This window comes from Segatella copri (assembly GCF_949820605.1).
Taxonomy (GTDB): domain Bacteria; phylum Bacteroidota; class Bacteroidia; order Bacteroidales; family Bacteroidaceae; genus Prevotella.
Genome location: NZ_CATKVU010000006.1, coordinates 356,193 through 369,494, shown reverse-complemented (window position 1 = coordinate 369,494; position 13,302 = coordinate 356,193). Strand labels below are relative to the sequence as shown.

Annotated in this window: 10 protein-coding genes and 1 pseudogene; 4 read left to right on the top strand and 7 right to left on the bottom strand. The window is 43.1% G+C overall.

Annotated elements, in window-relative coordinates:
• Positions 1 to 31: 31 nt before the first annotated feature.
• The 4 genes from RCO84_RS02575 to RCO84_RS02560 all read right to left on the bottom strand — a co-directional run bounded on the left by RCO84_RS02575 (position 32) and on the right by RCO84_RS02560 (position 4,895).
• Positions 32 to 253 (bottom strand): DUF6140 family protein, encoded by a 222-nt coding sequence (locus tag RCO84_RS02575; RefSeq protein ID WP_040552952.1) that lies wholly within the window; start codon positions 251 to 253, stop codon positions 32 to 34.
• Positions 254 to 1,802: 1,549 nt separating this feature from the next.
• On the bottom strand, positions 1,803 to 2,132 hold the full coding sequence (locus RCO84_RS02570; protein ID WP_117693922.1) for a heavy-metal-associated domain-containing protein: 330 nt from the start codon (positions 2,130 to 2,132) through the stop codon (positions 1,803 to 1,805).
• 44 nt (positions 2,133 to 2,176) lie between these two features.
• A complete protein-coding gene (locus RCO84_RS02565; protein ID WP_317577028.1) occupies positions 2,177 to 4,300 on the bottom strand; it encodes a TonB-dependent receptor plug domain-containing protein in 2,124 nt (707 codons plus the stop codon).
• A gap of 166 nt (positions 4,301 to 4,466) precedes the next feature.
• Positions 4,467 to 4,895, bottom strand: coding sequence for a hypothetical protein (locus RCO84_RS02560; RefSeq protein ID WP_287838152.1), 429 nt, complete (start codon positions 4,893 to 4,895; stop codon positions 4,467 to 4,469).
• 378 nt (positions 4,896 to 5,273) lie between these two features.
• On the opposite strand from RCO84_RS02560, the gene RCO84_RS02555 reads away from it, so the two are divergent.
• A complete protein-coding gene (locus RCO84_RS02555) occupies positions 5,274 to 6,593 on the top strand; it encodes an ATP-binding protein (RefSeq protein ID WP_287586365.1) in 1,320 nt (439 codons plus the stop codon).
• Between the two features lie 9 nt (positions 6,594 to 6,602).
• Positions 6,603 to 6,860 (top strand): LysR family transcriptional regulator, encoded by a 258-nt coding sequence (locus RCO84_RS02550; RefSeq protein WP_264909722.1) that lies wholly within the window; start codon positions 6,603 to 6,605, stop codon positions 6,858 to 6,860.
• Positions 6,861 to 6,905: 45 nt separating this feature from the next.
• Here RCO84_RS02550 and RCO84_RS02545 read toward each other — a convergent pair whose 3' ends face one another.
• Entirely contained in the window at positions 6,906 to 8,237 is a 1,332-nt protein-coding gene (locus RCO84_RS02545) for a hypothetical protein (RefSeq protein ID WP_317583782.1), read from the bottom strand.
• Between the two features lie 1,456 nt (positions 8,238 to 9,693).
• On the opposite strand from RCO84_RS02545, the gene RCO84_RS02540 reads away from it, so the two are divergent.
• Complete coding sequence (locus RCO84_RS02540) at positions 9,694 to 10,833, top strand: MFS transporter (protein ID WP_287838148.1); 1,140 nt, start codon at positions 9,694 to 9,696, stop codon at positions 10,831 to 10,833.
• A pseudogene (locus RCO84_RS02535) lies at positions 10,833 to 11,789 on the top strand (M3 family metallopeptidase); the annotation flags it as partial. The gene RCO84_RS02540 and the pseudogene RCO84_RS02535, both read left to right, overlap by 1 nt.
• Before the next feature lie 137 nt (positions 11,790 to 11,926).
• Here RCO84_RS02535 and RCO84_RS02530 read toward each other — a convergent pair.
• Positions 11,927 to 12,925 (bottom strand): thioredoxin-like domain-containing protein, encoded by a 999-nt coding sequence (locus RCO84_RS02530; RefSeq protein WP_287829573.1) that lies wholly within the window; start codon positions 12,923 to 12,925, stop codon positions 11,927 to 11,929.
• Between the two features lie 120 nt (positions 12,926 to 13,045).
• Positions 13,046 to 13,207 carry a hypothetical protein gene (locus tag RCO84_RS02525; protein WP_264900896.1) on the bottom strand — a complete coding sequence of 54 codons (162 nt, stop codon included), beginning with the start codon at positions 13,205 to 13,207 and terminating at the stop codon, positions 13,046 to 13,048.
• Between the last annotated feature and the right edge of the window lie 95 nt (positions 13,208 to 13,302).

The following is a 13,302-nucleotide window of genomic DNA, read 5'->3' as shown; positions in this document are numbered from 1 at the left end:
GTTTTATTTTTCTGAAAAACACTATATATTTTTAGTCCAACTTCTTAAATTCGAAATCATTCGGATTGCAGCATGCTTTCTTATAATCGAAAGCATAGATGCGCATGTAGGCTTCTTGCACCTCCTTGGCTCCATTATAAAAAGGGGTGGCGGTGTGCTGCATGGTTGTTACTGTCACTACCATATCGGGAGTGAGAACAGTACCGTTTGAGCGTTTAAGGCGCTTAGGCTTTACTTGAAATACCTTGCTCATAAGCATTCTATTTTTAAGTTCATTATATATAACTGCTCCTGCTTTTCTGCCGAAACAGCAAATCATTTACTTTCAAGGGGCAAAGATTATGCAAACGAGCGCAATGAAAGCTTGCTTTCAAATTGCCGAGTGCAGCTAATCTTCTGCAAAGATTATGCAAACCGAAAGCAGACTCATCAAGCTTGCTTGAATGTTATGCTGAGGTGCAGCTAATCTTCTGCAAAGTTAGGAAAAATCTGCGAACCAAACAAGTCCATAATGGTTCATAAGTGAAAAAAGATGGTGCGAACCCCTACTTTCTTCACTTCCTTGTAAGTTAGGCTCTGGTAAAACCCGTAGAAAAGAAAATGCGAAAGAGGAATCCACACCATATAACGGTGTAGACTCGCTCAAACAAATTCTCGTTCTTTCTACGTTTCAATTTACCAGATTTCAACCTACAGAACTGAATAGTTTGCTCGTGTCCACAAGATAATCTTGTTTCTCTGCATCATAGCGACTTCAAGCGAGGACTTTACCCTGCCCTGTCACTAATCCAATGGCAAATTTAGTAAAAATCTGATGAACCACCAAACTTTTAACAAGAAATCTTATGGATTCCTCTTATATTTTACTTTTCAGGGACTCCTAACCCCTCTTCTTTCTGCATTCATACCTTATTATATAGAGTTATTGCAATTCTGCTGCAAAACTATAATCCGGTTGCGACAAAAACTGACATAGGGAGAAGAAAAGATGAAGAGGGAAGATTAAATTGCAGATGAAATACATTCGGCAGAAAGTCCCATCGCCAGCAAACGTTGTGCTGTTTCTGTGTTGGCCTCATGTTTGCCTTCAACTCTGTCTTCTTCCATACTTCCGGAAAAAGTTGCTGAAAAAGTTTTATGGTTGCATGCAAGCACATGAAGAAGAATACTCAAGTGGTTCAGTCAGCTAACTCAAGTGGTTCAATCAAGCAACTCAAGTAGTTCAGTCAGCGAGTTCAGACGTCTCTGTTAGCTGATGCAGACGTCTCGATAAGCTTACAGATACGTCTCCGTTAGCCTACGCTGTCATATTCGTAACCCGATGCAGTCATATTCGTAACCCTACGCAGTCATATTCGTAACCCGATGCAGTCATATTCGTAACCCTACGCAGCCATATTTGTAACCCGATGCAGCCATATTTGTAACCCGATGCAGCCGTATTCGTGAATAAGTTTTATGTAATCATCTATCATCCATCACGATTTGTATCCATTCTATATCTTTATATGCTAATATCCAGATACTTGAATAGCGTGATAGATACTTCAAAAACGGAAATATCCATCACGCTATCCATCACGATTTGGGGTTATCCCTCACGATTTTATCACTTATTGTCTTTTGGCTATTGTTCATCATGATATGCAATTGAAACGCTCGACATATGAAGTTTTGCAGATTCTAAACATTTCATTGACGGACTCATGAAATGAACGAATGTGTTTTATGATAAGCACCATATAGCACGCAGGGATTCCTGCGTGCCAATGGTTAAGCTTCTATCAAATTAGAAGCAGGAATTACATCAAGTCACACTTCTCCCCAGTGTTCTTCTCAACCTTCTCGCCATCTTTCAGGATGCGAGCCTTATAGCCAAACTTCTCAAAACCTTTCTGGAGCTTCTCTGGGGTTGTCTTGTCGGCATTATACTGTACTGTGACAGTCTGGTCTGGCACAGAAGTCTCAATGCTCTTGATTCCCTTCTCGAAGCGAAGGTTGCTCTTGATTTTATTCTCACAAGCCTCACAGTGCATCTGTGGGGTTGTGGTGAACACTACGGTCTTGATGTCCTTGGCAAAGGTTACCATTGCCACCATCATCATTGTGAACATTACTAAAATCTTCTTCATAACTTTTCTATTTGCTTTAATCATTTAACTTTAAACATTTTCAATTAAAAGTGTACTCTCACTCCTGCATAGAACATCCTGCCCTCTACAGGTCCCCAAACCAAGGTTGGCTCGAAATCGCTTCCCCATGGGTTGCTGGCACCATAGATAGGAGTTTTCTGCTTGAAACCTGTCAGGTTCTCGCCTCCCACATAGATACTCCAATGGCGGAACCATCTCGTAACCTGCGCACTCACTTGCCCGAAGCTATGGAAACGAGGAGACCATGACTGGCTTCCATCTGCCAACTGGTAAGGCTCTGGATTCCTGCCTCCCCCATTCAACTGCATGGTGGCATCAAATTGCCATAGGCCAAGTGGAGTCTTATAGGAAGCCGTGAAGAGCGCCTTATACTTACTGGTCAATGGCTTTTCTTTCAAGGTTTTGCCATAATCGTAGGTACACTTCACATCGTTCAGACGATAAGCCGCTGTTATCTCCAAGCCCTTCAGCAATGGATAAGAGGCATCTATCTGGAAAGTGTGCGAATAAGACTTGCCCATCAAATTGCAGATGGAGATAAGCCCCTTGTTGGCATCATAATCCACCACCGCTTGATTCTTGAAGTCGGTATAATAATACTCGGCGTTCAGTTTCAGGGTCTTGCCAAACATCGGGATGTAGAAAGCGGTACTTATACCATAGTTCCAAGCCTCCTCTTGCTTTAGTCCATCACCCGTAATCTGAAACTCCCTGCCGCTCGCCAAGAGATAGTTGTACTCTGCCAAGCCAAATACTGTGCGATAGCCCTTACCTGCTGATAAGCGGATGCTGATGGCATCGACAGGTGAATACTTCACGTGGAAACGAGGGGTGAAGAAGCTGCCATAAAGCGAACTATGGTCGAAACGGACACCTGCCATCGCTGTCAACTTCGTGCCTAACGTATAGGTGTATTGGGCGTATGCTCCAGGAGTCGTCTCCTTCTCGTTCATTCTCTGCATCTCCGACAAAAGGTAAGGAGAGTCTTCTTGCCCTACTGCCGGTCTTGGAGAAACATTCACATTGGCGCGCTGTCCCAGGTAATCATGGTTGACGCTCAAACCTACCGACAAATTGTGCTGATGAGTAAAATTGGTCTCAAAAATCAGTGAGCCATAGAGATTCTTCTCATTGAGGTTGTAGAACTTGTTGCCATACTGGGCATCGAGCTGGTGCATCGAAGCCGAGGACATGAAGGCAATATTGGTGCCATGCTCATGATTGAGGATGAAGGCATGTTTCATATAACCCTCATAACGGTTGGTATGGAGCTTGATTCGATAAATATCATCACTATGAACATGTTCCTCATCCTGCCCACTGGTACGAATCTCCTTCAAAGCCCCAAGTCCACCATGAAAGATGTAGTGCTTGCCTTTATACAGCCAACGGTTCTGTACATTATATTGTTCTCTGCCTGGCATATCATAGAAGCCATCGCCATTGTCATCATGGTTTTTGAGGATATTCTCATGATGCAACAATATCTCCGTTGCCCACTTATCCGACAGATGAACGTTGGCATCGGCGTTTGCTTCGATTCGGCTCTTGGTATCGCCAAAGAGGTTCACCTCCACCTGTTGCTCATCCTCAGGTTGCAAGTAATCTACATTGATTTGCCCCGTAATCGACTCATAGCCATTCTTCACCGAAGCACTACCCTTGGATACTTGAATGCCTTTCATCCAAGGTCCCGGCACATAGCCCAGGGCGTATGGGATGGCTGCACCACGGAAATTCGGCAGATTCTCGGTGAGCATCTGTACGTAAGTGCCCGAAAGACCGAGGAGTTTGATTTGTCTTGCGCCCGTCGTGGCATCATTATAAGCCACATCCACCGATGGATTGGTCGTAAAACTCTCGCCCAGGTTGCAACAAGCCGCCTTGAAGAGCTCATCCTTGTTCACGGCGATGCCATTCACGGCACCAGCCAATCGGGAAGTGCCCGACTTGCGAGCCACCACCTTCACCTCCTGCAAGGTCTCGTCCTTGAAGATGGAATCCTGAGAGGAGGAATCTACAGAGTTATTTCTTACAGAATTATTATATGATGATGACAGAGACACAACCTCTGTCTTATTATTTTTTGCATAAGTCTCAGCACCAATAACCAGCAAGGTACTGAGCAATATATATCTTGAATACATAAATATATTTCCTTTTATCCGAATCTTAAATCTTCGCTTCGGATGATTTTACCTTTTTAATATATGCATGCGACCCTAAGATTTTTCTGATAGGGATAGGCATACGACAATCTTGGCTGCAAAAGTACAAACAAACTTTTGCAACCTATTTGCAAATATGGAAAAATCAAATAATCAGGATGTTAAGGAGGGCAAGATAAGCCCTTGGAGGCGAATGCGGAACATTCAGATTCCAATATCTTGCCTTTTGAATGCTACAGATAACAGGACGAGGCAACGTCTGCCAAAGGGCTGGCGCGATGCCTGCAAACACTGGTGCTGCATCGAAATCCAAGTGTTGGATAGAGACCGTAGGCGATAGTTTCACCAGCTCCACTTCCATGCAATGTTTGTTCACCTGTGCGCCCAGCTTGCCTAGGCAACAGTCATGGTGCATGCTACGTTTCACGCAACAGTCAGTCACCATACCCACCATCACCTTGTCATAGTGAAGGCAGCGCATGACGGTAGTACCCACGCTCAGGTAAACCACCATGAGCGAGAGCATCAAAGCCATCAATATGTTGAGCGAACGTTTCATACCTATTTTTTGCACCTTTCTTTTTCGGGTTGCAAAATTAAGCATTTCCATCAGAATATGAAGCTAATACCCCCATAAATTAATTACCTTTAACGTTTTTTCTTTTTTGCAAGTCTCTTATATTTTATTTTCAGGGACTCCTAACCCCTCTTCTTTCTGCATTCATACCTTATTATATAGAGTTATTGTCAATTCTGACAACTCCATCATTTTTACTTTCGAAACCGCCATTTCGGAAAAATAAGAAGCACACAAACAAATAAAAAAACTTAAATTAGCAAACAAACAAGCTGATATTCAGGCATTTTTATTACCTTTGCATTCGAAACCGCCATTTCCGAAACAGCGGTTTCGAAAAATAACATCAAAAAGAAACTGTAAAATTATAGAAATATGAAGTTCTTTGGAAGACAAAACGAAATAAAAGAATTGCAAGAGATAAGAAATCTATCTTTGCAAACGGCCCGTTTTACAATCGTAACCGGACGCCGACGTAGCGGTAAGACATCCTTATTGATAAAAGCATACGAGGATGTTCAGGATATGCTGTATTTCTTTGTTGCAAGAAAATCAGAAGCAGAACTCTGCAGAGATTTTATCGAAGAGATGACGACCAAACTTCAGCTTCCTATTCTCGGTGAAGTAACACGCTTTGCTGACATCTTTAAATATCTGCTTCAACTATCCAAGATTCGCCCTATCACTCTCATCATTGATGAGTTTCAGGATTTCAAGCGGGTTAATCCATCAATCTTTTCAGATATGCAAAAGATATGGGACCTTAACAAACAGGAAGCTCATATTAATCTTGTGGTCTGCGGTTCTGTTTATTCACTTATGAACATCATCTTTAAAAATAACAAGCAACCTCTTTATGGTAGGCAGACTGGAGAAATAAAAGTCACTCCATTTCCCCCTTCTGTCATTAAGGAAATTCTCTCTACATATAATTCTGCCTATACCAATGATGACCTACTGGCTCTCTACAGTTATACAGGCGGAGTAGCAGAATATGTAGAAATGATGATGGATGCAGGAGCCACGACCAAGGAACAGATGACAGAGCGGTTTATTGCAAAAAACTCTTATTTCATCTACGAAGGAAAAAATATGCTGATAGAAGAATTTGGCAAAGACTATGCCCGCTATTTCGAGATACTGCAACTTATCGCTTCAGGCTACACAACTCGAGGTGAAATAGAAAGCATCATGAAAATAGAACTTTCGGGCTATCTCACCAAACTGGAGAACGACTATAGCTTGATCTCCCGTTATATACCGATGTTCCAAAAGACCAATCGCAACATTCGCTATCAGATAGAAGACAACTTCCTTCGCGTCTGGTTTCGCTACATCTACAAATATGGATACATGATAGAGGTTGGCGCCAATAAAAAACTAAAAATGGTCATGGATAAGAGCTACACCACATACACCGGCAAGGTTCTGGAAAGATATTTTATTGCCAAGATGATAGAGAGCGAAGAATATACCCAGATAGCCTCCTGGTGGGACAGAAAAGGAGAGAATGAAATCGATATTATCGCTGCCGATGAACTGGAGCAGAAGGTTATTTTTTATGAGGTAAAACGCCAAGCTAAGGATATAAATCTCGGCATTTTAAAAGATAAAGCCGAGCATTTCTTCCAAGCTACAGGAAAATTCAAGAAATTCGATATCGGATACCAAGGATTGTCGATGGAGGATATGTAAAGCAAGCACATACAGAAGCTGGAGAAGGAATATGGGGTGCGACTGTTCGACAGAATCGGCAATCGCATCCAGCTCACCCGTGCCGGACAGTTTCTACTAGACCATGCCTGCAAAATCATCGATGCCTATCAGAATCTTGATTTCGATATGAAGAAGCTCACGGCAAAATCAGAAGGAGAACTGCGCATCGGAGCCAGTACCACCATCTCGCAATATGTTCTCCCCGGACTGTTTGCTGATTTCAGAAAACAACATTCTGACACTTAGAATTCTTTAAAAAGTAGCCTAAGATACCCCGTACCCTTTCTTCAGTTATTTCAAACGTTCTATGAGCATATTGAAGTTCTTTTTTCCAAGATTATTCTCAGATAAAGACTGGCTCATGTTCTTATTAACGATAAGACGTGATTGCATCTTTTCCCAAACATCAGCATCTAGTAATTCCTTCCATTTAGCTGCACTTCGCATGATAACAAACGCTACATCTTCTCTTTCGTAAGCCAAATATCTAATTAGTTTCTTTGTTAATTCCTGAGATGGCAACACAACACCCCTTGGAAAATCCTTAAAGGAAACAGAAGTGTAAGCACAATACTGAACTATTGCAAAGTTTCGGAAGAACTCATATTCCTTTTGATGATTTATGTTGAGGCGATTAATATTATTATACCAATAATAGTCACCGATTTCATTCAATGCATCGCCACAAAGGACTTGGGAACCCTCCATGCTATATTTTTCCTTGAACTCTTCATGACTCTTAACATAAGATTCCTGTGGGGTGAGCAATCCTCTCACTTGAAATGACAGCGTATTGATCAACTCCGCCATAGCATCCTCTAAAGGTGCCCTATATCTTTCATATTGCACATTATCATTCACACCTAACTTAAATCCTGGATTTAGGCTAAGAATAACGACTTTCGCCTTGAGTGGGTTACCTCTCCACGGCTCAGCAGGAGCACCAAGAAAGTACCGGCAATCCTCTTTTGCCTTTTTATTGAATTCATTTATCACTTGCTCCTCGTAAGAATTTGGATAAACCATTTTTACGGACTCGTCATACCAATGCGAACGCATATACTCCCCAGTCAGCTTAGGCCAAAGATTCTCTTTAACAATATCAGATTCAGATACACTATAATAGCCAGTAGGATTAACCATACATTTTAGTAGCTCTTCACCTTTCAAAGACTTTTTCAATGAAGCCAGACTATCCCACCTTAGGTATTTCTGCGTAAAAGTTACAGACTTATCGTCTTCTGTATAAGAGAATCTCAATCTAATCTCCATCATGAGAAGATCCAACACTTTCTCTAAACTAAGTGTTTCTTTAAGATAATTAGCCATTGCAAACTGGTCATCCACGTATCTATCACCGTCAGGATATCTAAGATGCGAAACGAAATACGCCAATGTTTGCTTGATACTATCTTGGGCAATCTCAGGATGATTGTCTAAAAACTCACGAATATGCGATAAGATATCAAAGCCCTTGTCGGCAACATAAAGCAGATGCATCAACTTTGTGTCTGTATCCGTCTGTCCAAACTCGTGACAATAATCGTCTACATAAGCCTTGATATGCCTCTCTGGTAGACTAACACGCTCTCCTCCTACTGGGTAAAATGCAATTCTTCTCATAATTAATCGTTTTGATGTTACACTTTTTGCTTCAAATCTTACTACATCCACAAAGATTATCAGCATTTTCGTTTTTGCGGATTGCTATATAACGGATTATCTAAAACTATATTGCATAAGGAACTCATTTTTTTTAAATTAGGAAGCAGCTTTAGATATTCCTGCCGATTCTCTTCTGAAATTGCAGATAAAATACAATATGCATACTGCCCAGAGAGATATGAAGTTCTTTGGAAGCAAAACGAAATAAAAAGATTCGCTACATAAACAAAAAATGCAGACGCATTTCTGTATATAAACTTACCGCACAACAGGTGGATGACGAGCGCACAACAGCTGATGGACATTCGCATAACAGCTGATATGCAAGCGCACAACAGCTGTTGTGCGGTTCACGATAGTATATTCCCCAACGACAGATACTATATCTTCCAACAACTTATCCTATATCTTCCAACAATTTATTCCTGTTCTTCCAGCACCCCTTCCCATATCTATCAACACCCCAATCCACTTTCGAGAACAGACGGAGGCACATCAATATAGAACAGCAAAGGCTTGAGAATGGAGAACATGTATATAGAATAGATGAAACCACAGGCCATCTATTTATTAAGGTAGTCAACTAAAAATATGACTAAGTTTCAGGAAAGTCAATGTGAATTATAAATAAGTTTTAACGGAATCAACTCGTCTTACAAATAAAACTAAAAGTGGGCAACTAAAATCGTTAAACCACATACTGAAATAGTGCCCACGAACATGAGCACGGATGACCATGAACATGGGTACGCGCGACCGATACGATGGGTATGAATGACCAAAACGATGGGCACGGATGACCGAGAGCCTGGGTACTTATACCCAACTAGCTCGGGCATTCGTGCCCAAGGCTTTGGGCAAAGTTGGGCAAAACGTTGCGTTGACTTTTCCTGATTTCAGCTGACTCTTCTTTATTTCAGTAGACACTTTTTATCTTTATGAACTGAAATGGTAGACACACTCAGTTGTTTTATGCTGAAAAAGTAGACTTTTTCATCTCTTTTTGCTTATTTCCTCTCCTTTTTTATATTTTTCCTCCGATAATCTCGTACTTTTTCTCCAATAATCTCGTGTTTTTCTTTGAAAATTCTGTGTTTTTCGCTGAGAATTCCCGGTTTTTAGCCCTAGCGTGGCAATAGGTGGCAATAGGTGACAATAGAAAAAGCCCTTATTGCCACGCTTAAATCAATAATTATCAAACAGTTATATTTAGAGTGGCAATAGTGGCAATAAATCAGAGAAAAAAAATCACCCCACATTTTCTGTTAATCTTTACTATATTCCTGCGAGAAAACTTGCAGGATAAAGGGAATATGAGTAACTTTGCACACGAATTTCTGAAACTATTGTCTTACAAAGACATAAAATAAGAGAGAAACTATTTTTTAAGGATAATATTGACTCATAAGAACAAATGAAAAAAGGACTATTTGCACTCGCGCTGGGTACCTTTACCTTGGGCATCGCAGAATTCATCATCGAGGGCATCATCACAAACATCGCCCACAACATGAACGTTTCCATCCCGGAAGCAGGACATCTCATCTCCATCTATGCACTCGGCGTCTGCACCGGAGCTTTCTCGATGATTCTCATGCATAAATACAGACCCAAGAATATCCTGATGTTCCTGGCTTCACTCATCACCTTCGGAGCTGTCATCGCCTCAGTAGCACCTAACTACTGGCTCTTACTCTGCGCCCGCTTTATAGAAGGTCTGCCTCATGGCGCTTACTTCGGAACGGGTACCATCGTGGCGGTAAAGATTGCCAAAGAGGGTAAGGGAACCAATGCCGTGGCGATGATGTGTGCAGGTATGCCGGTGGCCAACCTGCTGGGTGTGCCGGTGGGAACCTTTCTGAGTCACATGTTCAGCTGGCGAGTACCTTTTGTCAGCTGTATCGTGTTCGGACTCATCACCTTATACATGATTCACAGATGGGTTCCAGATGTAGAAGCACTGCCAAACAACGGTATGAAGGCACAGTTCCATTTCCTCCGCAACAAGGCTCCGTGGCTCATCATCGTAGCCACCTTCCTGGGCAATGGCGGCATCCTCTGCTGGTTCAGTTATATCTCGCCGCTGCTTCAGATGGAGGGCGGATTCAGCGCAGCCAGCATCTCTCTGCTGATGATTCTTGCAGGCGGCGGAATGGTAGTAGGCAATCAGGTGAGTGCCTTGCTTGCTGACCGCTTCAAACCGGGTCGCTTTACCTGTTATCTCCAGTTTCTGGCAGCAGCTGCACTTCTGCTCACCTTCTTCCTCGCCCCTATCGGCTGGGTATCTGTGGTGCTGATGTTCATCTGCTGCGTCTGTCTTTTCGGCATCGGATCGCCTGAGCAATTCCTCATCGTGAAGCATGCCAAGGGTGGCGAAATGCTGGGCAGCTGCTGCATTCAGGGAGCCTTCAATCTGGGTAACGCCATGGGAGCTTTCCTGGGTGGTATTCCTGTTGCTATGGGATTAGGATACAACTTCCCTGCCCTTATCGGTGTGCCGATGGCATTGGCAGGAGCCATCTGTCTGCTGATTTTCCATAAGAAATATGAATAAGATTCTATTATTCTGCGAAGATGAAGAAGGAGATGCTCAACATTACCGATGATGAGATTAAGCCATACTTCAACATCGACAGCGTACAGGTGAATAGTGTGTTCTATGCCGCCCATCGTGTTTACGGACTGAACTTCAAGCAGCGCAAGGATATCCCAACCTATCACCCAGACTTGAAGGTATTCGAGGTGAGCGACAAGAACGGCAAGCCAATCGCCCCCTTCTACAGCGATTACTTCCGCCGTCCTACCAAGCGTGGCGGTGCATGGATGAGCGCCTTTGCCAAGCAGAGCAAGCAGCGCGGCCAGTTGCCTATAATATATAATGTATGCAACAACGCCAAGGCACCGGAGGGGCAGCTATCTCTCATCACATGGGATGAGGTTACTACCCTGTTCCATGAGTTCGGTCATGCGCTTCACGGAATCCTTTCCAACTGCAAGTACAATACCCTTTCAGGAACAGCCGTTGCCCGCGATTTCGTAGAGATGCCAGCCGATCTGAAAGAGCGCATGCTGAAAAGCATCAGCTTCCAGACCGCTTATTCACTGGGCGAGAATCTGGCTGCAACCTGTCTTGACCTTGTCTGGCACAAGATTAGCGAAGAAGAGGTACCTTCACCTTATATGGCAGGCGCCTTCGAGAAGGAAGAGCTCCACAACATCGGTTTGCTCAATACCCAGATTCCTCCTCGCTACAGCACATCATACTTCAACCACGTATGGGGCGGCGGTTATGCTGCAGGCTATTACAGCAATCTCAGGACAGAGGTGCTGGCTGTGAACATCGCCGACTACTTTGCAAAGCATGGTGCCTTAAATCCAGCTGTTGGTCAGGCATTCCGCGATAAGATTCTGAGCCGTGGCAACATCAAGGACCAGATGGAAATGTTTACCGACTTTACAGGTATGGAGAAGCCAGATGCTTCCGGATTCCTGAAAGCAAGAGGTTTGTAATGCATAAAATTACAATATGAAACAGACCAACTTTCATACAGCGATGTTGAAGATAAAGCGTACGGCACTATTGGTAGTAGGCCTTACGCTTTTTCAGATTAAAGGGTGTGCCATAAGTTAATGACACACCCTCTTTTTTATCCTTTAATAGCCTGAGGTGTCCAGCTCTTCAGGAATCTGAGCACCTTTTCTTCGTTATATCCCTTCCCCTCTTCCAGGAAACTGGAATCCTGGATATGGAGAACCTTTCCGGTTTCATCGAGCACCACAAAGACCGGGAATCCGAAACGCTGAGGATTGTTCAGTCGCTTCATCAGCTGCTCAGCCTTCTTCACCGCCGCATCACCGGCAGTTTTTCTGCGATTGTAGTTTACATGAATATATTCAAAATGATCATTTACCATCTTGTTGACCGCAGCATTCTTCTCTACAAAATCGGCAAACTTCAAGCACCATGGGCACCAGTTACCACCTACCTGACAGATAACAAACTTGCCATTCTTCTTGGCTTTAGCCAAAGCCTCATCAATCTGAGCCATCGGATCAATGCTTTCATTATACACCTTCTTGAGAGCAGTCTGCATCTGAGCAGGTTTCAAAGCTCCTGCCTGGTCGAGCGAATCCAGTTTCTTCATCATCTCCTCCGCCTTCACGGTAGAGAATGCAACCTTACCTTCCGGATTGATCAGATAAGAGGTAGGAATCCATGAGATGTGATAATCCTTGGAAATCTTAGTTTCCTTCCATTTCTTAAACTCACAGTATTGCAACCAGGTATACTGATTATCGCCCAGATATTTCTTCATCTTCGCCTCGTCGGTATCAAAAGAAACACCCACTACCTGGATCTTGGTATTGTATTTGTCATAGATAGCCTTCACCATCGGCATGTCTCTTCTGCAGTCTGGACACCAGGAAGCCCAGAAATCGAGCACGGTCCAGACACCCGGAACCGTCTTTCCGTCTTTATCCTTCTGAGTCTTCTTATCTGAGAGCTGGAAGATTTTCTTACCCGTCTTACTGTCAGTAATCGTGAAGTCGGGAGCCTCGGTGCCTGCTGGCAGCAAGTCAAGCGATGTCTGTGCTCTACCGACGACAGCCGTCGTCAGGAGCAAAAAGAATAATAGTTTCTTCATACAATTTTTCTGTTTTGTCTGTTACTTCAAATATATATACTTCAACCTACAAAATTACATCATTTTCCAGTATCAAGTCCATAAAGCAAGATTTTATTACAGAAAATTAACCATAAAAGACTAGAACTGATAATAAATGAACGGTTGCACACTCTCCTGAGAAACCTCAACTACCATCTGCAAACAGATGATGAAGAGCAGCAGTTTAGCCACCCAAGGCAGGAGGATGAACCGGGCCTGAAGACGGTGATATTGGCGCTCGGTAAAGAGATAGCTCAGCATGACACCGATGATGCAAAGCGTCGAGGCAGGACGGGCATGGAAGAAAGCCAGCCAGCGTACGGGGAATGCTTATGCCCAACTGACGGCTGAAGAAC

What these genes read in the sequence shown, in the direction of transcription:
- RCO84_RS02530 (WP_287829573.1), bottom strand. Translation starts at nt 12,925, where the DNA reads ATGAAGAAACTATTATTCTTTTTGCTCCTGACGACGGCTGTCGTCGGT.
- RCO84_RS02525 (WP_264900896.1), bottom strand. Translation starts at nt 13,207, where the DNA reads ATGCTGAGCTATCTCTTTACCGAGCGCCAATATCACCGTCTTCAGGCC.
- RCO84_RS02570 (WP_117693922.1), bottom strand. Translation starts at nt 2,132, where the DNA reads ATGAAGAAGATTTTAGTAATGTTCACAATGATGATGGTGGCAATGGTA.
- RCO84_RS02545 (WP_317583782.1), bottom strand. Translation starts at nt 8,237, where the DNA reads ATGAGAAGAATTGCATTTTACCCAGTAGGAGGAGAGCGTGTTAGTCTA.
- RCO84_RS02575 (WP_040552952.1), bottom strand. Translation starts at nt 253, where the DNA reads ATGAGCAAGGTATTTCAAGTAAAGCCTAAGCGCCTTAAACGCTCAAAC.
- RCO84_RS02555 (WP_287586365.1), top strand. Translation starts at nt 5,274, where the DNA reads ATGAAGTTCTTTGGAAGACAAAACGAAATAAAAGAATTGCAAGAGATA.
- RCO84_RS02565 (WP_317577028.1), bottom strand. Translation starts at nt 4,300, where the DNA reads ATGTATTCAAGATATATATTGCTCAGTACCTTGCTGGTTATTGGTGCT.
- RCO84_RS02540 (WP_287838148.1), top strand. Translation starts at nt 9,694, where the DNA reads ATGAAAAAAGGACTATTTGCACTCGCGCTGGGTACCTTTACCTTGGGC.